The organism is Catellatospora sp. NPDC049133 (genome assembly GCF_040648455.1).
Classification (GTDB): domain Bacteria; phylum Actinomycetota; class Actinomycetes; order Mycobacteriales; family Micromonosporaceae; genus Catellatospora; species Catellatospora aurea.
Window position 1 is genome coordinate 19,085 of the sequence record NZ_JBEZDT010000008.1, and the last position, 26,219, is coordinate 45,303.

At 72.4% G+C, this 26,219-nt stretch carries 30 protein-coding genes and 1 tRNA gene; 9 read left to right on the top strand and 22 right to left on the bottom strand.

What is annotated here, in order from left to right:
• Positions 1 to 108: 108 nt before the first annotated feature.
• Complete coding sequence (locus AB0B35_RS10805) at positions 109 to 1,566, top strand: hypothetical protein (RefSeq protein WP_361043434.1); 1,458 nt, start codon at positions 109 to 111, stop codon at positions 1,564 to 1,566.
• A 39-nt stretch (positions 1,567 to 1,605) separates the two neighbouring features.
• Here the strand turns inward: AB0B35_RS10805 and rsmI are convergent, their stop codons facing one another.
• The gene (gene rsmI, locus AB0B35_RS10810; RefSeq protein ID WP_361043436.1) at positions 1,606 to 2,436 is read right to left on the bottom strand and encodes a 16S rRNA (cytidine(1402)-2'-O)-methyltransferase; all 831 of its coding nucleotides are present in this window, start codon (positions 2,434 to 2,436) and stop codon (positions 1,606 to 1,608) included.
• Between the two features lie 85 nt (positions 2,437 to 2,521).
• Between rsmI and AB0B35_RS10815 the strand changes: the two genes are divergently transcribed.
• Positions 2,522 to 4,048, top strand: coding sequence for a phospholipid carrier-dependent glycosyltransferase (locus tag AB0B35_RS10815; RefSeq protein WP_361043438.1), 1,527 nt, complete (start codon positions 2,522 to 2,524; stop codon positions 4,046 to 4,048).
• Positions 4,049 to 4,163: 115 nt separating this feature from the next.
• On the opposite strand, the gene AB0B35_RS10820 is transcribed toward AB0B35_RS10815, so the two are convergent.
• From AB0B35_RS10820 to AB0B35_RS10845, 6 genes are all read right to left on the bottom strand, one after another.
• A tRNA-Ala gene (locus AB0B35_RS10820) sits at positions 4,164 to 4,237 on the bottom strand.
• Between the two features lie 237 nt (positions 4,238 to 4,474).
• The gene (locus tag AB0B35_RS10825; RefSeq protein ID WP_361043883.1) at positions 4,475 to 5,239 is read right to left on the bottom strand and encodes a hypothetical protein; all 765 of its coding nucleotides are present in this window, start codon (positions 5,237 to 5,239) and stop codon (positions 4,475 to 4,477) included.
• A 129-nt stretch (positions 5,240 to 5,368) separates the two neighbouring features.
• Positions 5,369 to 5,992: a GNAT family protein gene (locus AB0B35_RS10830; RefSeq protein WP_361043441.1), complete on the bottom strand. Its 624-nt coding sequence runs from the start codon at positions 5,990 to 5,992 to the stop codon at positions 5,369 to 5,371.
• 67 nt (positions 5,993 to 6,059) lie between these two features.
• On the bottom strand, positions 6,060 to 7,361 hold the full coding sequence (glp, locus tag AB0B35_RS10835) for a gephyrin-like molybdotransferase Glp (protein WP_361043443.1): 1,302 nt from the start codon (positions 7,359 to 7,361) through the stop codon (positions 6,060 to 6,062).
• A 1-nt stretch (position 7,362) separates the two neighbouring features.
• Entirely contained in the window at positions 7,363 to 8,313 is a 951-nt protein-coding gene (locus AB0B35_RS10840; RefSeq protein WP_361043445.1) for a UTP--glucose-1-phosphate uridylyltransferase, read from the bottom strand.
• A gap of 9 nt (positions 8,314 to 8,322) precedes the next feature.
• Positions 8,323 to 10,893, bottom strand: coding sequence for a diguanylate cyclase (locus AB0B35_RS10845; RefSeq protein ID WP_361043447.1), 2,571 nt, complete (start codon positions 10,891 to 10,893; stop codon positions 8,323 to 8,325).
• A 163-nt stretch (positions 10,894 to 11,056) separates the two neighbouring features.
• Here AB0B35_RS10845 and AB0B35_RS10850 point away from each other — a divergent pair, with 163 nt between their 5' ends.
• A complete protein-coding gene (locus AB0B35_RS10850; protein WP_361043449.1) occupies positions 11,057 to 11,647 on the top strand; it encodes a 5-formyltetrahydrofolate cyclo-ligase in 591 nt (196 codons plus the stop codon).
• Positions 11,648 to 11,751: 104 nt separating this feature from the next.
• A complete protein-coding gene (locus tag AB0B35_RS10855; protein WP_361043451.1) occupies positions 11,752 to 12,066 on the top strand; it encodes an FmdB family zinc ribbon protein in 315 nt (104 codons plus the stop codon).
• Positions 12,067 to 12,139: 73 nt separating this feature from the next.
• Here the strand turns inward: AB0B35_RS10855 and AB0B35_RS10860 are convergent, their stop codons facing one another.
• Entirely contained in the window at positions 12,140 to 12,313 is a 174-nt protein-coding gene (locus tag AB0B35_RS10860) for a hypothetical protein (RefSeq protein ID WP_203698702.1), read from the bottom strand.
• 62 nt (positions 12,314 to 12,375) lie between these two features.
• Here AB0B35_RS10860 and AB0B35_RS10865 point away from each other — a divergent pair, with 62 nt between their 5' ends.
• Positions 12,376 to 12,663: a translation initiation factor 2 gene (locus tag AB0B35_RS10865; protein WP_361043453.1), complete on the top strand. Its 288-nt coding sequence runs from the start codon at positions 12,376 to 12,378 to the stop codon at positions 12,661 to 12,663.
• A 4-nt stretch (positions 12,664 to 12,667) separates the two neighbouring features.
• Here the strand turns inward: AB0B35_RS10865 and AB0B35_RS10870 are convergent, their stop codons facing one another.
• Positions 12,668 to 13,153 carry a DUF2231 domain-containing protein gene (locus AB0B35_RS10870; protein ID WP_361043456.1) on the bottom strand — a complete coding sequence of 162 codons (486 nt, stop codon included), beginning with the start codon at positions 13,151 to 13,153 and terminating at the stop codon, positions 12,668 to 12,670.
• A gap of 148 nt (positions 13,154 to 13,301) precedes the next feature.
• Here AB0B35_RS10870 and AB0B35_RS10875 point away from each other — a divergent pair, with 148 nt between their 5' ends.
• Positions 13,302 to 13,766, top strand: coding sequence for a Fur family transcriptional regulator (locus AB0B35_RS10875; protein ID WP_360536986.1), 465 nt, complete (start codon positions 13,302 to 13,304; stop codon positions 13,764 to 13,766).
• A 97-nt stretch (positions 13,767 to 13,863) separates the two neighbouring features.
• Here AB0B35_RS10875 and AB0B35_RS10880 read toward each other — a convergent pair whose 3' ends face one another.
• The 10 genes from AB0B35_RS10880 to AB0B35_RS10925 all read right to left on the bottom strand — a co-directional run bounded on the left by AB0B35_RS10880 (position 13,864) and on the right by AB0B35_RS10925 (position 21,750).
• Positions 13,864 to 14,694: a PD-(D/E)XK nuclease family protein gene (locus AB0B35_RS10880; protein WP_361043886.1), complete on the bottom strand. Its 831-nt coding sequence runs from the start codon at positions 14,692 to 14,694 to the stop codon at positions 13,864 to 13,866.
• Positions 14,695 to 14,934: 240 nt separating this feature from the next.
• Entirely contained in the window at positions 14,935 to 15,552 is a 618-nt protein-coding gene (locus AB0B35_RS10885) for a MarC family protein (RefSeq protein WP_360536984.1), read from the bottom strand.
• Positions 15,553 to 15,580: 28 nt separating this feature from the next.
• On the bottom strand, positions 15,581 to 16,447 hold the full coding sequence (locus AB0B35_RS10890; RefSeq protein ID WP_361043458.1) for a PHP domain-containing protein: 867 nt from the start codon (positions 16,445 to 16,447) through the stop codon (positions 15,581 to 15,583).
• Positions 16,444 to 17,664: a hypothetical protein gene (locus AB0B35_RS10895; protein ID WP_361043461.1), complete on the bottom strand. Its 1,221-nt coding sequence runs from the start codon at positions 17,662 to 17,664 to the stop codon at positions 16,444 to 16,446. The genes AB0B35_RS10890 and AB0B35_RS10895 overlap by 4 nt, the downstream gene beginning before the upstream one ends.
• A gap of 2 nt (positions 17,665 to 17,666) precedes the next feature.
• Positions 17,667 to 18,356, bottom strand: coding sequence for a SigE family RNA polymerase sigma factor (locus AB0B35_RS10900; RefSeq protein ID WP_361043889.1), 690 nt, complete (start codon positions 18,354 to 18,356; stop codon positions 17,667 to 17,669).
• A 254-nt stretch (positions 18,357 to 18,610) separates the two neighbouring features.
• On the bottom strand, positions 18,611 to 19,513 hold the full coding sequence (locus AB0B35_RS10905; protein ID WP_361043463.1) for a PH domain-containing protein: 903 nt from the start codon (positions 19,511 to 19,513) through the stop codon (positions 18,611 to 18,613).
• A 5-nt stretch (positions 19,514 to 19,518) separates the two neighbouring features.
• Complete coding sequence (locus AB0B35_RS10910; protein WP_170213147.1) at positions 19,519 to 19,677, bottom strand: hypothetical protein; 159 nt, start codon at positions 19,675 to 19,677, stop codon at positions 19,519 to 19,521.
• A 155-nt stretch (positions 19,678 to 19,832) separates the two neighbouring features.
• Complete coding sequence (locus AB0B35_RS10915; protein ID WP_361043465.1) at positions 19,833 to 20,489, bottom strand: DUF6758 family protein; 657 nt, start codon at positions 20,487 to 20,489, stop codon at positions 19,833 to 19,835.
• A gap of 62 nt (positions 20,490 to 20,551) precedes the next feature.
• Positions 20,552 to 21,190, bottom strand: a complete 639-nt coding sequence (locus tag AB0B35_RS10920) for an RNA methyltransferase (RefSeq protein WP_361043892.1) — start codon at positions 21,188 to 21,190, stop codon at positions 20,552 to 20,554.
• Between the two features lie 26 nt (positions 21,191 to 21,216).
• Positions 21,217 to 21,750, bottom strand: coding sequence for a hypothetical protein (locus tag AB0B35_RS10925; RefSeq protein ID WP_361043467.1), 534 nt, complete (start codon positions 21,748 to 21,750; stop codon positions 21,217 to 21,219).
• A gap of 218 nt (positions 21,751 to 21,968) precedes the next feature.
• On the opposite strand from AB0B35_RS10925, the gene AB0B35_RS10930 reads away from it, so the two are divergent.
• Positions 21,969 to 22,433, top strand: a complete 465-nt coding sequence (locus AB0B35_RS10930; RefSeq protein ID WP_360536970.1) for a MaoC family dehydratase — start codon at positions 21,969 to 21,971, stop codon at positions 22,431 to 22,433.
• A gap of 97 nt (positions 22,434 to 22,530) precedes the next feature.
• Here the strand turns inward: AB0B35_RS10930 and AB0B35_RS10935 are convergent, their stop codons facing one another.
• Entirely contained in the window at positions 22,531 to 22,911 is a 381-nt protein-coding gene (locus AB0B35_RS10935; RefSeq protein ID WP_361043470.1) for a DUF393 domain-containing protein, read from the bottom strand.
• A gap of 151 nt (positions 22,912 to 23,062) precedes the next feature.
• Here AB0B35_RS10935 and AB0B35_RS10940 point away from each other — a divergent pair, with 151 nt between their 5' ends.
• Both AB0B35_RS10940 and AB0B35_RS10945 read left to right on the top strand, forming a co-directional pair.
• Entirely contained in the window at positions 23,063 to 23,419 is a 357-nt protein-coding gene (locus AB0B35_RS10940) for a thioredoxin domain-containing protein (protein ID WP_360536966.1), read from the top strand.
• Positions 23,420 to 23,446: 27 nt separating this feature from the next.
• A complete protein-coding gene (locus AB0B35_RS10945) occupies positions 23,447 to 25,498 on the top strand; it encodes an intein-containing Rv2578c family radical SAM protein (RefSeq protein ID WP_361043472.1) in 2,052 nt (683 codons plus the stop codon).
• Here AB0B35_RS10945 and AB0B35_RS10950 read toward each other — a convergent pair.
• Both AB0B35_RS10950 and AB0B35_RS10955 read right to left on the bottom strand, forming a co-directional pair.
• Complete coding sequence (locus AB0B35_RS10950; RefSeq protein WP_361043475.1) at positions 25,485 to 25,808, bottom strand: DUF3817 domain-containing protein; 324 nt, start codon at positions 25,806 to 25,808, stop codon at positions 25,485 to 25,487. The two genes, AB0B35_RS10945 and AB0B35_RS10950, sit on opposite strands and share 14 nt — an antisense overlap.
• The gene (locus AB0B35_RS10955; protein WP_360536962.1) at positions 25,805 to 26,212 is read right to left on the bottom strand and encodes a hypothetical protein; all 408 of its coding nucleotides are present in this window, start codon (positions 26,210 to 26,212) and stop codon (positions 25,805 to 25,807) included. The genes AB0B35_RS10950 and AB0B35_RS10955 overlap by 4 nt, the downstream gene beginning before the upstream one ends.
• Positions 26,213 to 26,219: the final 7 nt, after the last annotated feature.

Here is a 26,219-nt window from a genome sequence, read left to right on the forward strand (position 1 = left end):
AACCAGCGTAGTGAAGGCCGCCGCTGGCCGATGCACCGGTTGTCACCTAGTACGACACGCGCGGCAAATCCGCTTGTCGGGTGTCCGACTGGAGTGAAATGACCAGGTATGAGGGATAACGTGGACAGCCTCGCGCACGAAGAGCCCACCCAGCGGGTCGAGCCCGGCACGGCCCCCGGCCGCGACGAACCCCACCCCTCCCGGCCCGTACGGTCCGGCACGCTCATCGCGCCGCCCCCGCCCGGCCTGGTGGCCCTGCCGACCGACCTGGACGCCCCGTGGCGCCGCCCCGACGAAGCGCCCCCGTCGCGTCGGGCCGCCACGCCCGACCCGGCACCGCAGCCGGCCGACCCGGTGCAGCAGGCGGCCGACGCGGAACAGCCGGGCTGCGAGGCAGCGCCGCAGCACGTGGACAGCGCACCCGCGGAGCCGGATCCCGCCCCGGCCGCCGACGCGAAGCCCGCGCCACCCGCGACGCCCGCGCAGGCCGTCGAGCCTGCCCAGGCTGTCGAGCCCGCCCGCGCCACGGAATCCGCGCCGGCCCCGGAGCCCGCGGAGCGCGAGCATCCCGCCTGGCTCGGCGAGCCGACCGGTCGCTTCGACCTCGACCTGCCCGAACACGGCCGCACGAACCCGTCCTGGCTCGGCGAGCCCACCCGCCGCCCCGACCCCGACGAGCCGTTCGACCAGTACGCCCTGGACGACGACCCGCCCCCGTCCGCGTTCGGCCGGGGCGGCGACACCGTGGCTCACGGCCGGCCGGCGCGGACCGCGCGGAACGCCGTGACGATCGACCTGGCCGAGGACGACTGGCACGCCGACCTGCCGGACGCCGTCGGCGAGGCCGTGCCCGGCGTTCCCGTGCCCACCATCCCCGCGCCGCCCGGGGCGCACCGGCCGGTGTCGGCCGGAGCCGTTCAGGCACAGGCCGCCGGGTACTCCGCGCCCACCGAGGCGTTCACCATGCCGGTGCAGGAGGTCCCCCGGGAGAGCTGGATCGACCCTCGGCTGCGCGGCGGCCGTCGCGCCCGGCCGGAGGACGCCCCGAAACGCAAGCGGGCGCGGCCGCCGCGCGCGCCCCGGCGCACCGTCGTCGCGATGCCGCTGCTGATCCTGTTCGCGCTGGTCGCGGCGTTCTTCAGCTGGGTCAGCGCGGAGCCGCTGTGGCTCGCGATGGGTCACGGCAAGACCGGCACCCTGACCGTCACCGGCTGCGCGGGCAGCGGGCTGCTGCAGCGCTGCGTGGGCGAGTTCGCCACCCCGGCGCGCGACTTCACCGCCGTACCGGTCGACGTGTTCGGCCCGCCCGGCCAGGCCGAGGGCCTGAGCGCCCCGGCGCGCATCGTCGGGGCGAACAGCCACCGGGCGTACGTCACCAACGGCACCGGCGGCCTGCACCTGCGCTGGATCGTCGGGCTGTCGATCGTGCTGCTCTGCTCGGTCGCCATCGTCTTCGCCACCGGCGCCCTGCGCCTGCCGGAGCCCCGCGAACGGCTCGCCGCCGTCGGCCTCGCCTTCGCCGGCCCCCTCCTCGTCACCATCGGCTTCCTCGCCGCCACCTTCTGACCCGCGGCCGCTGACCCCGCCGCCTCCGGGTGCGCGGGGTCAGCGGCGGGTGGATAGGTCGTAGACGTCGCGTTTGGGGAGGCGGTGGGCGGCGGCCACGGCGGCGGCGGCGTCGCGGCGGGACATGCCCTCGGCCACGTGCGCGGCGACCTCGGCGATGAGCTGCTCGTCGGTCGGGCGGGTGGTGTCGGGCACCGCGCCCGCGACGACCAGGGTGATCTCGCCCCGAAACTCTTCCAGCTCGGCGAGGGCGGCCAGCGGCGCGCGGCGTACCTCCTCGTAGGTCTTGGTCAGTTCGCGGCACAGGGCGGCGGCCCGGTCGCCGCCGAAGGCCGCCACCAGGTCGGTGAGGGTGTCCTGGACGCGGTGGGTGGACTCGAAGAAGACCAGGGTGCGCTCCTCGGCCGCGAGCGCGGCCAGCCGGGCGCGCCGCTCGCCGCCCTTGCGCGGCAGGAAGCCCTCGAAGCAGAACCGGTCGCAGGGCAGCCCGGACAGCGCCAGCGCCGTGGTGACCGCGCTGGGGCCGGGGGCGCAGGTGACCGGCAGCCCGGCCGCGAGCGCCGCCGCGACGAGCCGGTAGCCGGGGTCGCTGACGCTCGGCATGCCGCCGTCGGTCACCAGCGCCACCCGCTGCCCGTCGCGCATCGCCTCGACCAGTTCGGGGGTACGCCGCTCCTCGTTGCCCTCGAAGTACGAGACGATCTTGCCGGGGATCACGATGTCGAGGTCGCGGGCCAGCCGGAGCAGCCGCCGGGTGTCCTCGGCCGCGACCAGGTCCACCTCGGTGAGCACCTGGCGCAGCCGCGCCGAGGCGTCCGCGGGGTTGCCCAGCGGCGCGCCGCACAGCACCAGCCCGGTGAGTTCCGCCATCTGTCCCTGCCTTCGATGCGTTCTTTTGCCGATCACCGCGAACTGAGGCGACGGATTCCGAGTTTTTCAGCCTACGATCCTTGGCGTGACCCAGACGGCGACGGCGCCCCCGCAGGCGCCCACCACTTCCGAGCCGCACGTGCTCAATGTCGTTCGGCGTCGGCTGCTGCCCTTGGAGCAGCGGCTGAACCCGTACGCGTGGCTGGCCGCGCTGGCGGTCACCTTCCTCGCGGGCGTGCTGCGCCTCTACAACCTGGCGAAGCCGCCCGGCAAGATCTTCGACGAGACCTACTACGCCACCGACGCCCACTGGCTGTGGGAGAAGGGGTTCGAGTGGGACGAGAAGAACGGCACCGCCGGCTACGTCGTGCACCCGCCGCTCGGCAAGTGGATCATCGGACTGGGTGAGCAGGTCCTCGGCTACAACGAGGCGGGCTGGCGGCTGTCGGCGGCGGTGTTCGGCACCATCTCGGTGCTGATGTTCACCCGCATCGCCATGCGCATGTTCGGCTCGGTGGTGCTGGGCTGCGCGGCGGGCCTGCTGATGGCGTTCGACGGCATGCACTTCGTGCTGTCGCGCACCGCGCTGCTGGACCTGTTCCTGATGTTCTTCCTGCTGGCCGCGTTCGGCGCGCTGGTCCTCGACCGTGATCAGCGCCGCCTGCGCTGGCTGCGCTTCGTCGAGGGCGGCGGCGACCCGCACGGGCGGGGCCGGGACAGCCGGCCGCCGTTCGCGGTGCCGTGGTGGCGGCTGGCGGCGGCGGCCCTGCTGGGCTGCGCCCTGGCCGTGAAGTGGTCGGCGCTGGCGTTCCTGCCGGTGGTCGTGCTGCTGGTGATCTGGTGGGAGGTGGGCGCCCGGCGCAGTGCCGGGGTGCGCCACCCGATCCGCGACACCATCCTCGACGAGGGCCTGTGGATCCTCGCCTGCATCCCGGTCGTGCTGGGCGTGTACCTGGCGAGCTGGAGCGGCTGGATCCTCACCGACGGGGGCTACTACCGGACCTGGTCGCCGAACTGGTTCAGCAGCCTGGTGCACTACCACCAGGAGGCGCTGAACTTCCACGAAGGCCTCAGCTCGGAGCACACCTACCAGTCCGAGGGGGCGTGGGCGCCCATCCAGTGGCTGCTGCTGGGCCGCCCGGTGGCCTTCTACTGGTCCGGGGACCCGGGCTGCGGGGTGGACCAGTGCGCGGCCGAGGTGCTGCTGCTGGGCACGCCGCTGCTGTGGTGGAGTTTCCTGCCCGCGCTGGGCGCGACGCTGTGGTTCGGCATCGCGCGCCGCGACTGGCGGGCCGGGGCGATCCTGGCGATGACGGCCGCCGCGCTGATCCCGTGGTTCTTCTTCCCGAACCGCACGATGTTCTACTTCTACGCCATGCCGGCCGAGCCGTTCCTGATCCTGGCCGTGGTGTTCGTCTTCGGGGCGATCATCGCCTCTCCACCGGGCCTGCCGCAGGACGAGAACAGGCAGCTCATCGGTTCGATCGCACTCGGCGCGTACGTGCTGCTCGTCGTGATCATGTTCGCGTTCTTCTACCCGATCTACACGGGCCAGTCGATCCCGTACGTGGACTGGCAGCACCGCATGTTCCTGGGCAACCGCTGGATCTGACGGCGGAGCGCCTCCCGAAGGCCCGTGGCGAGCCGCCGCGGGCCTTCGGCGTTTCCGGCTCCACCACACCCGGAAATGACGAAAGCCCAGCTCGAAGGAGCTGGGCTTTCTCGGGTGGAGACGAGGGGATTCGAACCCCTGACCCCCTCGATGCGAACGAGGTGCGCTACCGGGCTGCGCCACGTCCCCGAGTTGGTCCGTTTCACGGACCGGCCAAGGTTAGCAGGTCCGCCGGACGATCGCGAATCCATACCCCGTGCGTCGCGCGTCACGTCCCGCCTGCCGCGTCCCCACTCCGTCCGGCGCGCGGCGTCGCCGCTGAAGATCGCCGTTTGAGGGCAGAACCTCGGGTCGGACCCCACATCCTGACCGCAAACAGCGATCTTGCCGCTGCACCGGCCCGCGGCGCCGGCCCGCGGCACGGCCTCAGGCGGCGGGGCCCGCGTGGTACGGCTTGCCGCGTACGCCGCCCTGGCGGCCGCGGTAGGAGATGGTGGCCACGCGCGGCGGCGGGGGCGCCTCGGCGGCCAGGGACTCCGCCTGGGCCTGCAGGGCCGCCAGCTGCTCCTGGGCCCGCAGCAGCTCCTCCTGGAGCAGCCGGGCGGCCTCGCGGCGGGCCTCGGCGCGCCGTCGCTGGGCGAGGCGCACCTGCGCCTGCTGCTCGGCGAGCCACTGCGCCTGCCGCTCCTCGGCCCGGCGGCGGCGCGCCGTACGCAGGGCCTGCCCACGCAGGTGGGCGACGTACAGCAGCAGCATCGAGCCGGTCACCGACACGCTGATCAGGAAGCCGGGGCTGACCAGCGCGACGCCGGCCAGCTGCACCAGGTTCAGCAGCACCAGCCCGGCGAGCAGCCGCCGGCGGCGGTACACGGCGGGGCGGTGCCGTCGGCGGGGCTTGGCCTTGGCCCGCTCGCCCTGGCCGACGAGCCGCAGCGGGGTGCGGGACGGGCCTTTGCCGGAGGAGGGCGGGGCGGACACGGGGGCGGTGCACAGTGCCCGGGGCGGCCGGATCGGGCGGCGGCCGGGCACCGTGCGGCGGCGGCGCCGGCGCGACAGCACCCGCGCGGTAGAGATCGCCCGCTCCGCCACCAGCCGCTCGGTGGCGTCGTACCGGCGCACCAGCGCCGGGGCGAGAGCGAGCAGGCCCGCAGCGGCGAGGACGGCGAGGAGCACCGAGGTCGGCACCCTCACCCCTCCCGTCACACCCGTAGTGCGGCGACCGGCCCATCGATCGGCCACCGTAAGACTTCCAGTGAGGGGAGCCTACGTTCGTGATCACGTGATCGCGTAACGCCACACCGTACGAAGGTGAAGTCGGGTTCAGCCGCGCCGACGCCGCCACCGGGCCATCAGGCCGCCGTCGGTGGCGACGTCCTCCCAGGTCAGCGCGTATCCGATGTGATCACGCCAAGCGCCGTCGATGAACATGTAGTGAGGGTGGTAGCCCTCCTCGCGGAAGCCGAGCTTCTCCACCACGCGGCGGCTGGGCTTGTTCTCCGGCCGGATGTTGACCTCGACCCGGTGCAGGCGGCCCGGCCCGAACGCGTGGTCGACGACGAGCGCGAGCGCGGTGGGCATGATGCCGCGCCCGGCCACCCGCGAGTCGATCCAGTAGCCGCAGTACGCCGACGAGAACGCCCGGCGCACGATGCTGCCCAGGTTGATGTGCCCGACGAGGCGTTCACGGCCCTGCTCGCGTACGCAGATCGCGAACGGCATCGACTCGCCCTGGCGGGCGCCCTTGCGCATGGCCCGCCGGATCATGTGGAACGCGGCGGTCGAGTTCAGCTCGGCCCAGGGCGCGGGCGGGGTGGCCTCCCACTGCCGCAGCCAGGCCTCGTTGTAGGTGCGCACCTCGACCCACTGCCCGGCGTCGCCGCGCCGGTACGGCCGCAGCACGACGTTCCCGTCGCTGAGCACCGCCGGATACCCCACCGAGGTCATGCCTTCTCCTCGCTGCGCTCGTCGGCGGCATGAGGAGCCGTCATCATGATTCGCTCGCGATGCTCGCTCATCGCCTGCGGTCCAGCAGCAGCACGTCAACGGTGGACCCCGCGGCCGCGCTGGTCACCCGCTCACCCAGCACCAGAAGTCCGTTCGCCTCCGCCATACCGGCCAGGGTACGGGCACCGCCCGCCAGGGGTTGCACGGTGTAGCCGCCCCCGCGGCGCTCGGCGACCAGTGCGGGCCGGAACTCGCGCAGCCCGCCCGGCGAGGCGACGGTCTCCAGCAGGTGGCCGCGCACCGAGGGCCGGAACACCGGCTCGGCCCCGGCCAGCACCTGGATCACGGGCCGGGCCAGCACCTCGAAGCCGATCAGCGCGGCCCCGGGCTCGCCGGGCAGGCACACGATCGGCACCTCCTCGGCGCTGCCGACGGTGCCGAAGCCGAGCGTGCCGCACGGGTACAGCGACACGTCGGTGAAGGTCACCATGCCCGCGCGGCTGCCGTCGCGGCGCGACAGGATGCGCCGCACCATGTCGCCCGGCCCGGTGCCGGACCCGCCGGTGGTGATGATCAGATCGGCGCGCAGCGTCTGGTCCTCCAGCAGCGCGCGCAGCGCCTCCGGGTCGTCGTCGCAGATCCCCACGCGGTACGCGTGCGCGCCCGCCTCCGCGGTGGCCGCGGTCAGCGCGTGCGAGTTGACGTCGACGACCTGCCCGGCCTGGGAGACCCGACCCGCCTCGACGAGTTCGTCGCCCGTGGACACGATCACGACACGCGGGCTGGGCCGCACCACGACGTGCCCGATCCCGCTGGCGGCCAGCGCCCCGACCAGTGCGGGAGTGACCGTGGTCCCGGCGCGGGCCAGCACCATGCCCTCGGCGACGATCTCGCCGGTGCGGCGTACGCCCAGACCGCGCTTGACCGGGTGGTAGACCTCGACCGAGGCCATGCCCTGGTCGGTCCAGCGGATCGGCACCACCACGTCGGCGGCCTGCGGCAGGGCCGCCCCGGCGGCGACGGAGAAGCAGGTGCCTGGCGTGAGCCTGGCCGGCCGCCAGCTGGACGCGGCGAGGTCGCCCACCACGTTCAGCCGGGCGGGCCGGCCCGCGGCCGCCGCGGCGACGTCCTCGGACCGGGCCGCGTAACCGTCGATCGCGGCCTGGTCGAAGGCCGGGTACGGGTGGCTCGCCACCACGTTGTCGGCCAGCACGTTGCCGTGCGCCTGGGTCAGGTCCAGATCCAACGCCGGCAGCGCCCGCAGCCTGCGCAGCACGCTGCCCAGGTAGTCGGCGAGTGGCGTCAGCTCGGCCGCGGCTGCCGCGTCGAGATGGACGGGGTCCGGAGTGGACCTGACCGTGGCGGTCATGTCAGGAGGCCTTCCCCGCATTGCGGTCGAGGCCCGCGACGAAGGACTTCAGCCACGCCGTGAAGGCGGGGCCGAGGTCGTCGCGTTCGCTGGCCAGTTGCACGACGGCCTGGAGGTAGCCGAGCGGCATGCCGGTGTCGTAGCGGTGCCCGCGGTACACGATGCCGTGCACGGGCGTGCCCTCCGCGAGCAGCAGCGCCATCGCGTCGGTGAGCTGGATCTCGCCGCCGCTGCCCGGCTTGGTGCGCCGGATCGCGTCGAAGATCGTGCCGGGCAGCACGTACCGGCCGACGACCGCCAGGTTGCTCGGGGCCTCGTCAACGGCGGGCTTCTCCACGAGCCCGGTGACCCGCACGACGTTGTCCACATCGGCGTACTCGGGACCGGCGTCGGCGACCGACGCGATGCCGTACCGGTTGACCTGGTCCTGCGGAATCTCGATGAAGGCCAGCACGATGCCGCCGGTGCGCGACTGCAGCTCGATCATCTGCGGCAGCAGCGGCTGCGACTCCTCGGTGAACTCGTCACCGAGCAGCACCGCGAACGGGGCGTCGCCCACGTGGGACTCGGCGTAGGAGACCGCGTGGCCCAGGCCCAGCGGCTCGCCCTGGCGGCAGGTGTAGATCTCGGCCAGCTCCGAGGTCCCGCGGACGGCGGCCAGGCGCTCCAGGTCGCCCTTGGCCTCCAGCCGCGCCTCCAGGTAGGGCTGTCGGTCGAAGTGGTCGACCATGCTGGTCTTGCCGCGACCCGTGATGAGCAGGACGTCGTTGATGCCCGACCGCGACGCCTCCTCCACGATGTACTGCAGAACCGGCCGGTCGACGACCGGCAGCAACTCCTTGGGCACCGCCTTGGTGGCCGGTAGGAACCGGGTCGCCAGTCCGGCGGCCGGGATGACCGCCTTGGTGGCCCGCTGACCGTGCGCTTGTGCGTGGGGGGTGTGCTCCGACATGTCGCGAGACTAACGGCCCCGAGCCTGTCGAGGGGCTTGTGGGCTGCTCGACGCGCCGCCGGATGGGCACAGGATCCCGCCGGGCAGCGCGACCTGGAAGGTGTCGCGCCCGGCCGCCTTGGCGGCGTACAGGGCCTCGTCGGCCGCCTGGAGCACCCCGGCGCCCTGCGACCCGTGGTCGGGCAGCACGGCCAGTCCGATGGAGACCGTGACATTGACGTAGAGGTCTGCGCCGCCGTCCCGGGCCGGCACGATGATCGGCTCACGGCGCACCGCGTCGCACAACCGCTCCGCGACGGCGACGCCGCCCACCTCGTCGGTCTCCGGCAGCAGCACCACGAACTCCTCGCCGCCGTGCCGGAAGGCCACGTCGACCTCGCGGATCTCGTACCGGATGCGCTGGGCGAACTCGGCCAGCACGGCGTCCCCGGCGGCGTGGCCGTAGGTGTCGTTGATCTCCTTGAACCGGTCCAGGTCCAGGGCCAGCACGCACAGCCGCCGGCCGAAGCGCACCGCCCGTTCGGACTCCCGGCGCAGCGACTCGCGCAGCGAGCGGTAGTTGAACAGCCCGGTCAGCGGGTCGGTCACCGACAGCCGCTGCGCCTCCTCGTGCACCCGCACGTTGTCCACCGCGACCGCGGCCTGCCCGGCGAAGGTGCGCAGGGTGACCAGATCGGAGTCGTCGAACTCGTCGCGGCCGAGCCGGTCGTAGAGGGCCAGCACGCCGCGTGCCGCGGGCAGCGCCCCCGGCTGCGGGAACGAACTCGCCTCACCCAGCCCCGGCGCGGAGAACGGCACCACCATGTACGTACGGCAGTCCGGCTCGCCCGGGTCCAGCCGCGGCCCGTCCCGCTCGACGCGGCCCAGCCGGGGCACCCCGGTGGCGGCGACGGAACCGGTCAGGCCCAGCCCGTACGGCACCCGCAGGGTGCCCCGCTCGCCGGTCGTCCACTGCTCGGGCAGGCCCTCGGTGCACTGGCCGACCAGCGCGCCGGTGGCCGGGTCGGCCAGCAGCACCATGCCGGCCGACGCGCCGGTGGCGTGCCGCGCGGTCTGCAGGATGACCCGCAGGATGCGGTCCAGGTCGTGGGTGCTGGACAGGGTGTCGCCGAGCACGCCCAGGTGCCCGCGCAGCTGGTCCCGGCTGGCCGTCAACGCCGCCACGTAGGTGTGCAGCTCCCGGGTCATGTGGTTGAACGCGGTGGCCATCCGGCCGATCTCGTCGTTGCCGCGGACCGGCACCCGGGCATCCAGGTCGCCCCCGGCCACCCGGTCGGCGGCCGCGGCCAGCTCGACCACGGGTTCGGTCGCGGTCTTCGCCAGCCACCAGGCCACCGTCACGGCCACCCCGGCGGTGATCAGAACGACGAGGGTGAGCAGCAGGTAGAGACCGGTCGGCGGGCGGGCGGGCAGCGACACGGCCAGCGGCAGCGGCTCCCCGGCCACCGGCCCGATCCGGGCCACCAGGTGGCCGTTGTCGGCCGAGCCGGTCGCGCCGTCGCCCAGCCTGCCCGCGTACCCGCTGATGGTGGCCGCATCCGCACCGAGCATCGTGGTGTGCACCGGCCCGCCCGGGGCGGTCTCCTCCGGAGCGGGAGCGAGGTCGACCTCGCGGCCGAAGTCACCGCCGACCGGCTCGTCCCCGGCCACGCCGGTGCCCTGCGCCGCGTCCGGCCCGACCGCCGGGCCGCCTGGAGCGGCGGCATCGGCGCTGCCGGGCCCGTCGGCCGTCGGGTCGACGGGCAGCGCGCCGCCCGTGAGGTCGCCGGGCTGCCCCGCCGGCACGCCTGCTGCTACGCCATCGGCCCCGGCACCCGCGAGGGCCTGGCCGTTCGTTGCGGTGCCGGCGGGGGCGCCATTCGTTCCGGTGGCGCCCGGACCCGTGCCGATCGCGCCGATACCGCCCGGGACAGCCCCGGGCATGCCGCCGATGGCCCCCGCATCGTTCTCGGTGTCATCCATGTCGTCGGCGGTGTCGGCCGGTTCACCGAGGGTGCCGTCGGGGTCGGCCGCCAGGTCGGGGTCGGCGGCGGACGCGCCCGCCGGGACACCGGCCCCGGGCAGCAGAGTCAGCTGCGCGCCGCTGGCCTGGGCCAGGCGGCGGATCAGGTCGCCGTCGACGGTGAGGGCGGCCGAGACGGTGCCGGTCGGCTCGCCGTTCGGGCCGGCCAGCGGCACCCGGGCCGACAGCGCCTCGAACCCGGCCACCGCGTCCGGTCGCACCTGCGGGTCGGGCCCGGCGCAGTCGGCCCACGGCGGGGCCGGGGCCTGGGCGGTGGTGACGCCGTCGACGCCGGTGTCGATGTGCACACCGCCGGCGAGGCCCGCGGCGACCATGCGTTCGGCGGTGGCCAGGCGCTGGTCGGCCGGCGCGGCGGCGACGCCCTCGGCGACGGCGCGCAGCTGACCGCAGAGCGAGCCGACGGAGGTGCGCACCGAGCCGGCGGCGACGGCCAGCCGTTCGGTGGCGCGCTCGTGGGACAGCTTGCTGACCATCGTGCCGACGAAGAAAGCGCCGAGCAGGACGGGACTGAGGACCACCGCCAGGAAGGCGGTGGTGAGCCGGGCGCGCAGTGTCACACTTTCCCCCTCGGCGGCGGTGAAGTCACCGGGGTCAACGGCGAACGTCGAACTAGGATGCGTCGCTTGTACAACCTGAGGACGTTATGAGTGAATATTCCGTTTTGTCAGTAACCGCCGCGGCGAACCCTGAACGACGTCAGATCCGGGCGGGCTCCCCCCGGTGACGACGCCCGTGCCCACCAAGCGCGAACTGCGCGCCGCGGTGCTGGCGGCCCGCCGTGCGCTGACCCCGGCCGCGCTCGACGAGGCGGACACGGCCTTGGCCGCGCGGCTGCCGGAGCTGGTCGAGCCCGGTGCGGCGCTGACCGTCTGCGCGTACGTGCCGATGGCCGGCGAACCCGGCGGCCCCGGACTGCCCGACCGGCTGGCCGCCACGCCCGGCGTGACCCGGGTGCTGCTGCCGGTGCTGCGGCCCGACCGCGATCTCGACTGGGCCGCCTACGCCGGGCCGGAGTCGCTGCTGCCCGCTGCCTTCGGGCTGCGCGAGCCCGCCGGTCCGCGCCACGGCGTGACGGGGATCACCACGGCCGATCTGGTGCTGGTCCCGGCGGTCGCGGTCGACCGGAGCGGCACGCGGCTCGGCCGCGGCGGGGGCAGCTACGACCGCGCCCTGGCCCGGATACACGGCGACACGCCGGTGATCGCGCTGCTGTACGACGGCGAACTGCTCGACGAGATCCCCACCGAGGCGCACGACCAGCGGGTTGACGGGGTGCTCATGCCGAGCGGCCTGCGGCGCATTCCCGGCTGACCCGCACAGTGTGATCGGCGACAGCCACTTGGCACGTCGCGGGGCGGTCAGGCACTATTAGCACTCGGTATACCCGAGTGCCAGCAATGATCATGGAGGGGAACGTGCCCACCTACCAGTACGCCTGCACCGCTTGCGGTCACCAGCTGGAGGCCGTGCAGTCGTTCGCGGACGAGCCGCTGACCGAGTGCCCGACGTGCGAGGGCACCCTGCGCAAGCTGTTCTCCTCGGTCGGCGTGGTCTTCAAGGGATCCGGCTTCTACCGCACCGACTCGCGCGGCAGCGGCTCCGGCACGGCCCCCGCGGCATCGAGCAGCTCGTCGTCCGGCAGTTCGGCCAATGGCGGCAGCTCCTCGTCGAGCAGCAGCACGCCGTCGTCGAGCACCTCGTCGTCGACCGCGAGCAGCAGCGCTTCCTGAGCTACGTCCGCAATGTCCGGTTCCGCGCTATAGTACGGCGGTGCGTCAGCCCCGCCATCGCTGTGGCCGGCGGTCAGTCCCAGTGCGGCGGGCGCTCGTCGCGCAGCCGGTCGTCGTTGCTCCACGACCGCTCGCCCCAGCCCCGGTCCGTGTCGTCACGGGTCTGCTCCGGCAGCACCGGACTCTCGTCGTCGAACTCCACCACGCGGTCGTCGTCGCGACCGCCGGGGACAGCGTCACTGCTCACCATCGCAGCATAGGACCAGCCGGGATCGGCTGGTCCCGCCGCCTGCCAGTGGGTCGGCCCTCGTGAACCGGCCCGCCGACGATCAGTGGCGCCGGCCCACGCCGTCCGCGGACGGGGCCGACGCCGTGCAGGCCGCCGCGGCGTACCCCGGCCCGCCGCCCGCCGTGCCACCCCCGCCGGGCTGGCACCCGGAGGTCGCCCCGCGCGTCGTGCCCCCGCGGCGGCTGCCCGAACTGGACCACGACGCGATCGACCTCGCGGAGGAGCGCGCGGACCGGTTCACCAACGCGCTCGGCATCGCCGCGGGCGTCGTGCTGATCCTGGTCGCATGCCTGCAGTGGCGGACCTGACCCGTCAGATGTTGCTCCAGACCGCCTGCGCTCCGGTGTCGCCGGTCTTGAAGACGTAGTAGGCGGTGGCTCCGGCGGCCAGCAGGTTCAGCGCGACCAGCGCCCAGCCCGCGGCACGCGAACCACTGGTCGCCGGCTTCTTCGCGGCCGAGTGCGTGAACAGCACCAGCGCGATCGCCAGCACGCCGAGCAGGGTACCCGCCCAGGCCGCCGCGTCGCCGAAGTCCTTGTGCAGGTCCACCTGGGCGAGGATCTGCGGCGGGTAGCCCTTCTCGACGAGCGTCGTGAACAGGGCCTCGCCGCTCTGGCGCGCGAACCACAGCGCGATCGGCGCGGCGACGCCGAGCAGCAGCACCGCCCAGCCGATGTAGCGGCGCACGGATGGCACGAACGAATAGACCACCACGCCGGCGATCAGCAGCGGGGCGAACACGACTGCGGCGTGCACGAGCAGGGGGTGAGCCGGCAGGCCGAGAAGTTCCTCGAACACTGTGCCTCCACGTGGATTCCGGGGGTGCGTACCCAAGGTCAAGGTGAGCCTAGACCCGCCCACGTCGATGGGACAGAGGGGGAATGGCCCGTGTCGCAGAGCACGTATATCGGACCTTTTCTTGAGGAGATCCAAGTTAGCTGCTGAAATGGTGTTCATGTACGGCGACATCGAGCCGCAGGCTCTCCTTCGCGCGCGGGGCCTGCGGGTGACCCGGCCGCGGCTCGCCGTGCTCGACATCCTCGGGCAGGGTGGCCACCTCGAGGTCGAGGAGATCACGCGGCAGGCCCGGCAGCGCCTCGACTCGGTCTCCACCCAGGCGGTCTACGACGTGCTCGGGGCGCTCGCCCGCGCGGGCCTGGCCCGGCGCATCGAGCCCGCCGGCTCCCCCGCCCGTTACGAGGCCCGCTCCGGCGACAACCACCACCACATCGTCTGCCGCGGCTGCGGCGCGATCGCCGACGTGGACTGCGCCGTCGGCGCGGCACCCTGCCTCGATCCGAGCCAGACGCACGGCTTCGCCCTCGACGAGGCCGAGGTCACCTACTGGGGCCTGTGCCCGTCCTGCCAGCAACTCGCCGCCGAGGACCGCACCCCCGACACCCCGGCCTGACCCGAACCGGCCAGCGCCGTCAAGATCGTCCTACTTGCCCGGCACCTGTGCGTATCTTGGAACGCCATTCGCCCAGGTGCCAGGCAAGTCGAGTGATCTAGGCGGGAACGGGGCCGGTCGGGGTCGTCTCCACGGCGGCCCAGGTCTCCTTGATCGGAGCTTGCGCGCCCGCCGGGCACACCCGGCGGAAGTCGCACCAACTGCACAGGCTGCCCGGCCGGGTCGGGAAGGCCTCGTCCGGGGGCGTGCCGTCGGCGAGCGCCTTCTCCGCCGCCACGATGTCACGCGCGGTGTCCTCGGCCCGGGACACGTGCCGGGCGATCGACTCCGGGGTGTGCTCGTGCGCGGCCACCGTGCCGGTCGGCAGGTGATGCAACTCGACCTTGCGGCACGGGCGGCGGAACACCCGCTCGGCGGCGAACGCGTACAACGCCAGCGCCAGCGAGCCGCGTGCGTCGTCGGCGTCCAGACCGGTGCGGCCGGTCTTGTAGTCGACGATCACGGCTTCGCCGCCGCGTGCGTCGATCCGGTCCGCCCGGCCGCTCAGTGCCAGCACCGCCGTCTTCGCGGCCACCGTGCGCTCGACGCCCAGCAGTTCCAGCTCCGGGTCCAGATCGGCGGTGTACGCCTCCAGCCAGCCCAGCGCCCGCTCGTAGACCGCCCGCTCCTGCTCGTCGTCGCGGTAGCCCTCACGCACCCAGGTCGCCCTCAGCAGCCGCGGCAGCGCAGCGCTGTCCCGCCGCTCCACGGGCAGGTCCCACCAGTTGCGCAGCGCCGTGTGCACGCTCGCGCCGAGCGAGTTGTGCGCCCAGGCGGGCCCCTTCTGCGGCGCGGGCCGGTCGAGGTAGGTGTGCCGGTAACGGCGCGGGCAGTCGGCGTACGACGAGAGCTTGCTCGGGGTGCACACGAACAGGCGCTCGGGCATCATGTCGAAGCCGAGCTGCTCCGGGACGTCCTTGCCGCGGCGGGGGCTGGGGGTTCGGCTCACCTGGCAGATCGTGCCAGCCCGGTCGGACACGCGCGAGCCGACCCGCCCGCCCGCTCGCCCGAGAACCCGTTCTTCACAGACGTTGGCCTATCTCGTCGACTCCCACGAGATCGAAGTCGACGAGATGGGCCGGCGTATATTCCGAACGGAATGTGCCCCGCACCGCCCGACCGGCCCCGGTCAGGGATGCGCGGTGGTGAACAGCTCGACGAAGGCGCCGATCGAATCGGCCATCAGCTGGACCGCGATCGCGGCGAGCAGCAGACCGGCGATGCGGGTGAGCACCTCGATACCGCCGGGCCGCAGCACCTTCACGATGATCCCGGAGTAGCGCAGCACCAGCCACACCGCGACCATGACCGCCACGATGCCCAGACCGATCGCCACGTACTGCGCGGTGCTGTCGGCCCGCTGCACGAACAGCATCGTCGCCACGATCGCACCGGGGCCGGCCAGCAGCGGCGTGCCGAGCGGCACCAGGGCGATGTTCGAGGTCGACTGCTGGTCGGGGTCGTCGGCCTTGCCGGTCAGCAGTTCCAGCGCGACCAGGACCAGCAGCAGGCCACCCGCGCCCTGCAGCGCGGGCAGCTGGATGTGCAGGTAGTCCAGGATGGTCTGGCCGGCCACCGCGAAGACGGCGATGACGCCGAGGGCCAGCGCGACCGCATGCGTGGCGGCCTTGTGCCGGTCCCGGGCGGGCAATGCCCCGGTCAGCGCGAGAAAGATGGGCACCATTCCCGGCGGGTCGGTGATGACGAGCAGGGTGACGAAGACCTCGCCGAAGAACTTCCAATCCACACCGGATGCATAGCACGACTGGCAAGGGTTATCCGGCGACTCCCGTGACGGGGGTGGCGCCCGTCGCACCGGCGACGATCCGCTCCAGCGCCTCGGGGGCCGTGGTGAACTCGCCGATGCGCACCTTCTTGTGGGTGCCGTGGAAGTCCGAACTGCCGGTGGTGAACAGGCCCAGCTCGGCCGCGATGCGGTGCACCTCGGCGCGTTCGGCCGGGCTGTGGTCGTGATGGTCGGCCTCCAGGCCGTCCAGCCCGGCGGCCGCGAGCTGCCCGAACAGCTGTTCCGGCACGACCCGCCCGCGAACCGAGGCGCGCGGGTGGGCGACCACGGTCACCCCGCCCGCAGCCTGGACCAGGCGCAGCGCCTCGAAAACGTCCAGGTCCTCCTTCGGCAGCCGGTACGGGCTGCCGTTGCCGAGCCAGCGCGGGCCGAACGCCTCCTGCGTGTCGGCCACGAGCCCGGCCCGGATCAGCGCGGCGGCCAGGTGGGGCCGACCGATGGTGCCGCCGTCGGCGTGGGCCAGGATGTCGGCCCAGTCCACGTCGATACCGTCGGCCCGCATCAGCGCGACCATGCGCTCGGCACGCCCCAGCCGCGACTCGCGGACCCGGGCCAGTGCCGCGACCAGCGCGGGATGGACCGGGTCGAACAGGTAGGCCAGCATGTGCAGGGCGATGGACTCGCCCTCGCCGTGCCAGCGGCAGCTCAGCTCGGCCCCCCGGATGAGGGTCAGGCCGGGCGGCAGCGCCTGGGCGGCGGCCGCCCAGCCTGCGGTGGTGTCGTGGTCGGTGAGCGCGGCCACCCGCAGCCCCGCCGCGCCGGCCAGACGCATCAGCTCGCCTGGAGGAGTGGTGCCGTCACTCGCGGTGGAGTGCAGGTGCAGGTCGATCGTCACTTGCCGGTGCCGTACGAAGGGATCATCGTCCAGCCGGGCTGGACGTCCGGGGGCAGTGCCACCTGCAGCTTGGTGCCGTCGCTCTTGCAGGCGAAGATGCCGCCGCCCTCGGTCTGCGTCACCACGGTCGTGTTGTCCGACCAGACCACGGCGTCCACGGCGGTGATCGGGCAGTCCGCCCGGAGCACCAGCGCCTGGACCTGCGCCTGCGCTTGCGCTTGTTTCTTGCCGCTGTTCGCCGCGGCGTCGATGCGCGCCCGGTCCAGGTCGATCATCTGCAGACCGCTCGGCGAAGCCACGGCGAGCAGCCGGCCGTCAGGCGAGAGCGCCGCGTGGAGCTTTACCAGCGCTTTGCCGACCAGGTCGCCGCAGCCCAGCTGTGCGCCGATCTTCAGACCGTTCTTGACCGCGGTGACGTCGACCAGGCACAGCAGCTCGCCCTTGCCGCGCACGATGCCGACGGCCACGTTGGCCGCGGCGCCGCCGAACACGGCGAGCAGCTCGGCGTTCCAGGTGTCCTTGTACTTCGAAGGCGCCTCGGCGCTCCAGTAGTCGAAGCCCTTCTCGCTGGAGACGACTACGCGGTCGCCGAAGAAGGTGACCGGGGCGGCGGTCTCGGGCACCGGCGTCGACGCGAGCGTGGTGCCCCGGTCGTCGCCGCTCACCTTGGTGACCGCCAGCGTGCCCTGGTCGTTGGTGGCGACCCGGGTGCCGTCGTGGCTCACCGCCCACTCGCCCTGGCCGGACAGCGTGACCGTCCCACCGGCGCTGTTGGGGAGCAGGCGCACGGTGCTGGAGTCGGAGTACACCCAGCCGTCCGGCACCTTGGCGATCATGGAGACGTCGCCGTCGTGGTCGAGGTCCACCCGCTGCCCGTCGGCGGTCCACAGCTGTTGGCCGACGAGCAGGTCGACCGGCAGGTCCATGGTCGGCAGCTGGGTCTGGCGGGCGGCGACGGGAGCCTCGCCGCCGAAGAGGTTCTGGAAGGTGACCCGGTTCGGGTCCGCGGCCGTCGTCGCCGCGGCGCCGAGCCCCTGCGCCGCCACGGCGCCGCCGAGCACGGTCGCGAAGGCGAACACCGTCATCGTGCCGGTCGCCGTGCGCCGTCGCCGGGTCGTCCGGCGCGCCTGTCGGATGGCGCGGCCGGCCGGGTCGGCGGCGGCAGGCAGGGTCTGCGCGCGAGCCGCGAACATCTCACGCAGCTCGTCCTCAAGCATGGTCACCGCCCAGGTTGGCCGACCGGCACGCGGGCCGGTCGAACAGCTTCCCGCCGAGGCGACGGCACCACGGGTGCCGCGACCGGGGTGGGCTCGGCCGTCAGGGTGACCTCGCCGACCGGCAGGTCGAGCGGTTCCGTGGCGACCGTGCCCGCCCGCTGCTTCGGGACCGCCGGCTCCGCCGCCGCCTGCGCGGCCGGCAGCCTGCCGGTGATTCCCTCGGCTGCCAGCCGCGACCGCAGCGTCCCGAGCGCCCGTGAGGTCTGGCTCTTCACGGTCCCGGGCGAGATCTGCAGCATCGCGGCTGTCTGCGCCTCAGACATGTCCTCGTAGAAACGCAGGACCAGCACGGCGCGTTGTCGTGCCGGAAGAGCTTTGACATGTTTCCACATCACATCGCGCTCGAGCTGCTCTTCGAGATTGTCCGGTGCGGCCCGTTCCGGTAGGAATTCGGTGGGTCGCTCGCCGTGCCAGCGTCGCCGCCACCAGCTGGTCGCGGTGTTGACGAGCACCCGGCGGGCGTACGGCTCCACCGCCTCGATCTGGCCCAGGCGCTTCCACGCCAGGTACGTCTTGGTGAGCGCCGTCTGCAGCAGGTCCTCCGCGGTGGCCCAGTCACCGGCCAGCAGGTATGCCGTGCGCAGCAGGGCAGCCGAACGTGCGGTCACGAACTCGCGGAACTCGTCCTCCATGGCCGACCGGTGGCTCACAGACGCACCTCCCATCGCAGGCGTACGTCGCGGACGCCTGACCGAGGCGCGTCGGACGCGCCCATCACCCCGTGTAAGAGGCTTTCGCACGCCGTTCGGTTCCCGGTGTCGGGTGGATACCCCGTATGCGTCAACCTCAACGGACAGACTGGCACACTCGCGCTAGCGGATCTAGATCTGGTAGAGAACTTTCCTGTCGCCGATCGGGCATTTCGGCGGTGGCCGAATAGTGGCGACTACTCCTCTTCCGCCTCGCGCCCGAGCCGCGCCTCCACTGCCGCGGGCTCGTACATCTCCTCGACGATGCGCAGGTAGAGCTCGTTCGGGTTCGGCATGTGCTCGACCTTGCTGAGCGCCTGGTCCTGACCGGCGGACTCGAGCACGAAGGTGCCGTAGTTGAGCATGCGGCCCAGCGGCGACTGCTCGTACTTCATGTCGGTGACCTTCAACAGCGGCATCATCGCCACCTTGCGGGTGATGAGCCCGTTGACGAGCATCAGCCGCTTGTTGGTCAGGATGAACCGGTCGAAGTACCAGTCGGCGACGGTCCAGGCGACCCAGCTCATCACCAGCGCCCAGACCACCACGGCGATCACCCACATGCCGGCGATGTCGGACTTCGCCAGGAAGCCCGACAGGTAGCCGAGCGCGAACGTGGCGAACACGCCGATCAGCAGCGGGTTGGTGAGGTGCACCCAGTGCCGCTTCCACTCCCCGCGATAACGCTCGGTGGGGAACAGGTAGCGCGCGACCATGGCGCTCGGCTCGTCTTCGAGCGGGAGCACCCGGCGCGGCCCCAGCGGCACACCGGACGCGTCGAACCGCAGCCCGGCGAGCTCCTCCTCGGTGAAGTTCGGAAGCTCGTCACCGAGTGGCGCCGTGGTGGCGTTGTCACCGGGGGGTCTGCCTCCGGCGCCGCCCGAAGCGGTGCCGGCGCTCGCCCCCACAGTGGCCTTGCCGATGAAGTGTGCGTGGTCGCCCGGATCGGCGTGCAGCTCGCTCTCAGCCGGTGGCTGAGACTCCGCTCGCGTCCGCGGGATGGGCTCCGTGTCGCGTTCACGGCGACCGGACCACTCCGGACCGTCAGGCCCCGGAGTGCGCTCCTCGCTTGGCTCGTCCGGCCCGAGACCGCCGATCATGTGAGCTAAGCGACCAGGCTGCCGAAGAAGTCACCGAAACCCTGGGCGATGTCCATGACAGTGCCGCCCAGCGTCTTCACGACGTTCGCCGCAGAATCGGGCCGGAACGCCACGAAGAAGATCAAAAAGGCGATGCCGCCCCACGTGAGGATCTTCTTGAGCATGTCGGGCTATCCCCCTCCGCCTGGCCGTGTCCACTCGACAACTGGTGGCCGTGGCGAGACTCAGCGTATCAGTAACGGTGCCTGCCGAGAATCATTAGCGCATATCCGTGCCAGCGCCTTGAGCAGCGTCCGATGAGGAAAGTAAGGAAGTCGACTCAACGGGTGGGACGCAGCCGCGGCGACAGCGCTCCGAACACCAGTTCCGGCGGCAGCCAGTCGGTCAGGTCCTGCAGCACGACCTCCTCCGACAGGAGGTAGCCGGCCTGCGCGGGCCAGGTCACGGCGTACAGCCAGCGGCCCCGGGCCTCGCCGGCGTACGCGCTGCGGTCGTCGGGCGTGGACACCGCCCACAGTGGAGTGGGGTGCCCGTCGGCCTTCACCTTCGCGTGCGCGCCGTGCCCGCCCTCCCGGTCGAGCAGGGCCGGGCCGGGGTCCGGGCCGGACAGGCCCGCGAAATGCGCCCCCAGCCCTACGCCCGGCTCCTCGGCCACGATCAGCACATCGGCCGGGCCGTCGCTGAACGGTGTCGGCCCGCTGCACGCCAGTGCCGTGGCGGACACTCCGGACCGGTCGTCGCCCGCCCACGCCACGCCGGTGACGGTCCAGCCGGTCGGCAGCGGCCAGGGGCACCACAGCGGGACCCCCGACTCGGCCGCGCGCTTGGTGGCGCAGACGAAGACGTCATGGTTGACATGCTGGGCGGTGTGCAGCGGCGGGACCGGCCCGTCGCGCTCGCAGACCCAGTCGGAGTGCGCAAGACCGGGCGGCCGCAGATCGCCACCGCACCGCGGACATGACACCGCGAGCCCCATGCCCACCACTGTCCGCCCCGTCGTCGGAGCACGTCAAGCCACTCGCCAAGATCGGCGCGTCGTCACGCGGGGGGCGGCCCGGCGTACGCGCGGATCCAGGCGTGCATGGCCACCGCGGAGGCCACCCCGGCGTTGACGGACCGGGTCGAGCCGTACTGGGCGATCGAGTACATCCGGTCGCAGGCCGCCCTGGCCGCCTCGGACAGCCCCGGCCCCTCCTGGCCGAACAGCAGCACGCAGTGCCGCGGCAGCGTCGTCGTCTCCAGCGGCACGCTGCCGGGAAGGTTGTCGATGCCGATGACGGCCACGCCTGCCCCGCGCGCCCAGGAGGCGAAGGCCTCGACCGAGTCGTGGTGGCGTACGTGCTGGTAGCGGTCGGTCACCATCGCGCCGCGCCGGTTCCAGCGGCGGCGGCCCACGATGTGCACCTCGGCGGCCAGGAACGCGTTCGCGGTGCGCACCACCGTGCCGATGTTGAAGTCGTGCTGCCAGTTCTCGATGGCGACGTGGAAGTCGTGCCGCCGGGTGTCCAGGTCGGCCACGATCGCCTCGTGCCGCCAGTACCGGTAGCGGTCCACCACGTTGCGCCGGTCGCCCGCGGCCAGCAGCTCGGGGTCGTAGTGCGCACCCTCGGGCCAGGCACCGGCCCAGGGACCGACACCGACCTCCAGTTCGTCGTCTACGACCCGTTCGCGTTCGATGGTCACAAGTGAAGGATTTTAGCTGGTCACACGTTGCGCAGCGCGTCCACCAGGTCGGTCAGGAAGCGCTGCTCGGCCGGGCTGCGGGTGACCCCGCCGATGCCCAGCAGGCCGCCGGTCCGGGCCGCGCCGCAGACCTGGTCCGCGATCGACTCCAGCCAGCGGCGGTACGCCTGGCCGTCGGCCGGCGTGGCCCGCGCGTCGAGCACGATCGCCGCCGCGCGGCAGCCGACCAGCACCTCGGTGATGGCGGCGTGCGGGTCGCGGAACTGCTCCGCGGCGGGCGGATCGGGGTCCGCCTCCGCGTAGATCGCGCCGACGATGGCTTTCACCAGCTCGGAGTCGACGTCGGCTCCGGCGGCGATGGCGTTGATGCCGGCCAGGCCCTCGTCGACCGTACGGCGGTCGCTGTCGGGTTCGGCGGAGGTGGCGGCGATCATGACACGGGCCGGGAGCCGGGTCAGCAGCTCCCACTCGTGTGGTTCGAAGGTGAGGGGAGCGATCTCCCGCCGGTACAGCTGGCGCGAGATCAGGTGATCCGCTGCGGAATTGCTCGGCATGGCGACCTCCTGCCGTCAGCATATGCCGCAAGCGCGCACGCTTGCCGTGAAGCGTGCCAATCACCCTGACGGACCGGAGGCCGTTGTCTGTGATGTAGTTCTCGGCGCGGCCTATGTACTCGCCGGTAACGCTCGTGCAGACTCCTTTTCACAAGCGCGGGCGGCGGGTGCCGGGGAGGGCCCCGCCGTTCGCTGCATCCAGGGGCGGGAGACGGACAATGCAGTTCGGGCGCTACTTCGAAGAGTTCGAGGTCGGGGCGATCTACAAGCACTGGCCCGGCAAGACGGTCACCGAGTACGACGACCACCTCTTCTGCCTGCTGACGATGAACCACCACCCGCTGCACCTGGACGCCCACTACGCGGCGACGCAGACCGACTTCAAGCGCAACGTGGTGGTCGGCAACTACATCTACTCGCTGCTGCTCGGCATGTCAGTGCCCGACGTCAGCGGCAAGGCCATCGCCAACCTGGAGGTCGAGAGCCTGCGCCATGTCGCGCCGACCTTCCACGGCGACACCATCTACGGCGAGACCACGGTGCTCGACAAGCGCGAGTCCGGCTCGAAGCCCGACCGCGGCGTGGTCAGCGTCGAGACCCGCGGCTACAACCAGGACGGCACCCTGGTCTGCATCTTCAAGCGCAAGGTCATGGTCCCCAAGCGCCCCGACACTGCCGAGTAGCCATCCGGCGAGCGCCTCGCCGCGCTCCGTTTTCCACAGGCGTTGGCCTATTACGTCGAGTTCCCGCGAACCGGAGTCGATGTAGGCCGACGTCGATTCAAGGGCGGGGCGGCGGCGGGGGCAGCGCGCAGGCCGCGGTGCCGCCGGGGAGCCTGTGACGGTGGCGGGCAATCAGGCGGTACACGGGCCAGGACACCGCGCCGACGCCGGGCAGCCCCAGCACGCGACCCACCGGACGCCACGCCGACCGGCTCGCGAGCAGCAGCGCCGCGATCGCGTCGGGCCCCGCCAGCACGGGCCGGCCGGGCACCGCATACTGCACCGCCTCGCCGCACCGCTCCCGGGTCAGGCCCAGGGCGGGCAGGTCGGCACGCTGCCAGGGCACGATCTCCGCGTCGGTGGGCACCCGCCGGCGGAGGAACTCGGCGCACCGGGTGCAGAACGCGCAGTCGCCGTCGTACACGAAGGTCGCGGACACCCTTACATCGTCGTCCGCAACTCGCCCGCCATATAGCGGGATGGCCTGTGTGTCACGTCACCGTCGGTACCGTGGACAAGACGGGAATGTGCAAGGTGGCGCAGCGGTTTACATGGACGTTGGTCACTCGATCGGAATGAGGAGCACGACAATGGGCACCGTGGAGTTCACGACCGCCAACTTCGGCGAGAAGACGAGCGGGGACGGCATCACCTTCATCGACTTCTGGGCGAGCTGGTGTGGTCCGTGTGTCCGTTTCGCGCCCGTCTACGAGCGGGCCGCGGAGGCGAACCCGGACGTCACCTTCGGCAAGGTGGACACCGAGGCCCAGCAGGAGCTGGCCATGCAGTTCAACATCCAGTCGATCCCCACGATCATGGCGGTCCGCGACGGCGTGATCGTGTACGCCCAGCCTGGCGCGCTGCCCGAGGCGGCGTTCCTGGACCTGATCCAGAAGGTGCGCGAGCTCGACATGGAGAAGGTCAAGGCGGACGCGACGGCTGCCTAGTCTTCGAACATATGTTTGAATAGCGGGGTGCGCTGGAGTCATCTCACCGAGAGCACCCCGCCGGACGCGACCGCGCCGGTGCAGCAGCCGCTGCCCGGCGCGGTCGTGCGTACGTTCGACACTCCCGGCTTCGCCGGGATGACGTTCTACGAGGTACGCGCCAAGTCACTGATCAACAAAGTGGCGGGCGAGCCGCGCGGCGTGCCGTTCGAATACACGATCAACCCGTATCGCGGCTGCACCCACGCCTGCTCGTACTGCCTCGCCGGGGACACGCCGGTGCTGATGGCCGACGGGCGCACCAAACCCATCGCCGAGCTGCGGATCGGCGACGCGATCATCGGCACGGTCCGCGAGGGCTCCTACCGGCGTTACGCGGTGACCCACGTGCGCGACAAGTGGTCCACCGTGAAGCCGGCCTACCGGCTGACCCTGCGCGACGGCACCGAGCTGGTGGCCAGCGGCGACCACCGCTTCCTGACCGACCGGGGCTGGAAGCACGTCACCGGAGCACGGTCGGGGGCCGACCAGCGGCCGCACCTGACCACCGGCAACAAGCTGATGGGCACCGGCCGCTTCGCCGAGCAGCCCAAGGAGTCGCCGGAATACCGCCGCGGCTACCTGCACGCGGTGCTGCGCCCGGAGCCGGACACCGGCTACCGCGACCCGTACGGCACCGTGCCCCGGTTCCGGCTGGCCGGCGCCGAGCCGCAGGTGCTCAGCCGCACCATCGGGTATCTGCGCGAGTCGGGCGCGCACACCGCCGAGTTCGCCCCGCTGGGCCAGCGGACCGGGCTGCGCACGTACGCCCGGCGTGATCTCGACCTGGTGAGCAGCCTGCTGGAGCGGCCCGACGAGCGCGACGCCGAATGGGACAAGGGTTTCCTGGCCGGCGTCTTCGACGCCGAGGGCAGCCACACCCAGGGCCTGTGGCGCATCGTGCACACCGACCCGGAGCTGGTCGAGCCCACCCGGGCGGCGCTGCGGGCGTTCGGCTTCGAGTTCGTGATCGAGGACCGGCGCGACCCGATCGGGCTGCTCAGCCTGCGGCTGCTCGGCGGGCTGCCGGAGAAGCTGCGCTTCTTCCACCTGACCGACCCCGCGGTCACCCGGCGGCGCGCGGTGCAGGGCATCGCGGTCAAGGGCGCCGTGCCGCTGCACGTCACCTCGATCGAGCCGCTCGGCCTGGAACTGCCGCTGTGGGACATCACCACCGGCACCGGCGACTTCATCGCCAACGGCGTGGTCAGCCACAACTGCTTCGCCCGCAACACGCACAGCTACCTCGACCTGGACACCGGGCACGACTTCGACTCGAAGATCGTGGTCAAGGTGAACGCGCCCGAGTTGCTGCGCCACGAGCTGGGCTCGTCCCGCTGGGACGGCCAGCCGATCGCCATGGGCACCAACGTCGACTGCTACCAGCGCGCGGAGGGCCGCTACCGGCTGATGCCGGGCATCATCGAGGCGCTGTCGGACTGGTCGAACCCGTTCTCGATCCTCACCAAGGGCACGCTGATCCTGCGCGACCTACCGCTGCTGGAGCGGGCGGCGCGGCGCACGAGGGTGTCGGCGGCGTTCTCGATCGGCTTCCTCGACGAACAGCTGTGGCGCAGCGTGGAGTCGGGCACGCCGAGCCCGTCGCGGCGGCTGGACGCGGTGCGCCGGATGAGCGACGCGGGGCTGCGGGTCGGGGTGCTGATGGCGCCGATCCTGCCGGGGCTGTCCGACAGCGAGGAGCAGCTCGACGCGACGGTCGGCGCGCTCGTCGCCGCGGGCGCGGCCAGCATCACGCCGCTGGTGCTGCACCTGCGGCCCGGCGCCCGGGAGTGGTATCTGGGCTGGCTCGCCGCCAACCATCCGGACCTGGTGCCGTTCTACGAGCGGCTCTACCCGCGCGGGCGGGCCTACGTGAGCGCCGACTACCAGCGACTGGTCACTGCGAAGGTGCGCCGGGCCTGCCGGCGGCACGGGCTGCCCGCGCGCGACACGCCGGCGCGCGACCTGGTGCTGACCGGGGAGGAACCGGCGGAGCCCGCCGCCGGGCAGGCGGCGGGCGTCCAGCTCACGCTTCTGTGAACGACGGCTGCCGGTCGTTGCCCTGGATCCAGGCGACCGTGCGCCGCTCCATCACGAACGACAGGAACGGGACGGTGCCGGCCAGCGCCACCAGCAGGATGCGGGTGACCGGCCACTGCACCCGGCGAGCCAGGTCGCCGACCGCGGCGAGGTAGACCACGTACAGCCAGCCGTGCACCGGGGCGATGATCACGACACCGAGGTTGTTGTCGCCGAAGTACTTCATCGGCATGGCGACGAGCGTCAGCAGCAGCAGCATGACGCCCACGATCCAGGCGATGACGCGATACCGGGTGAGTGCGCCGTTCATCGATACTCCTTAGCGGGATAGTCGCTGGGTCGTGCCTCGGGGTTCTCGTTCAGCCACGCCAGGTATCGGTTGTACTCGGCCAGCTGCGGATCACCGGAGTCGTCGTCCGCGGCAGTGGGCTGGTTCACCCGCCGCGTGATGACCGGCCGCGGCCGGTCCACCGGGTCAACGGCCGCGGCCGCCGGCTCGGCACGGCCCTTGCGCAGGGTGAGCCGGATCTCCCGGACCCAGATCACCACCACGAAGATCGCGAAGATCGGCCACTCGAAGGTGTACGCCCAGCTCAAGGTGTTTCCCTCGGCGGCACGGCCCGCCTGCCACCAGCCGAGGGCCAGACATGTGACGACGGCCAGCAGCGCCAGCGCATGACCGGCCAGCCAGCCGGGGGTGAGCAGTCGTCGCACGTCGGCC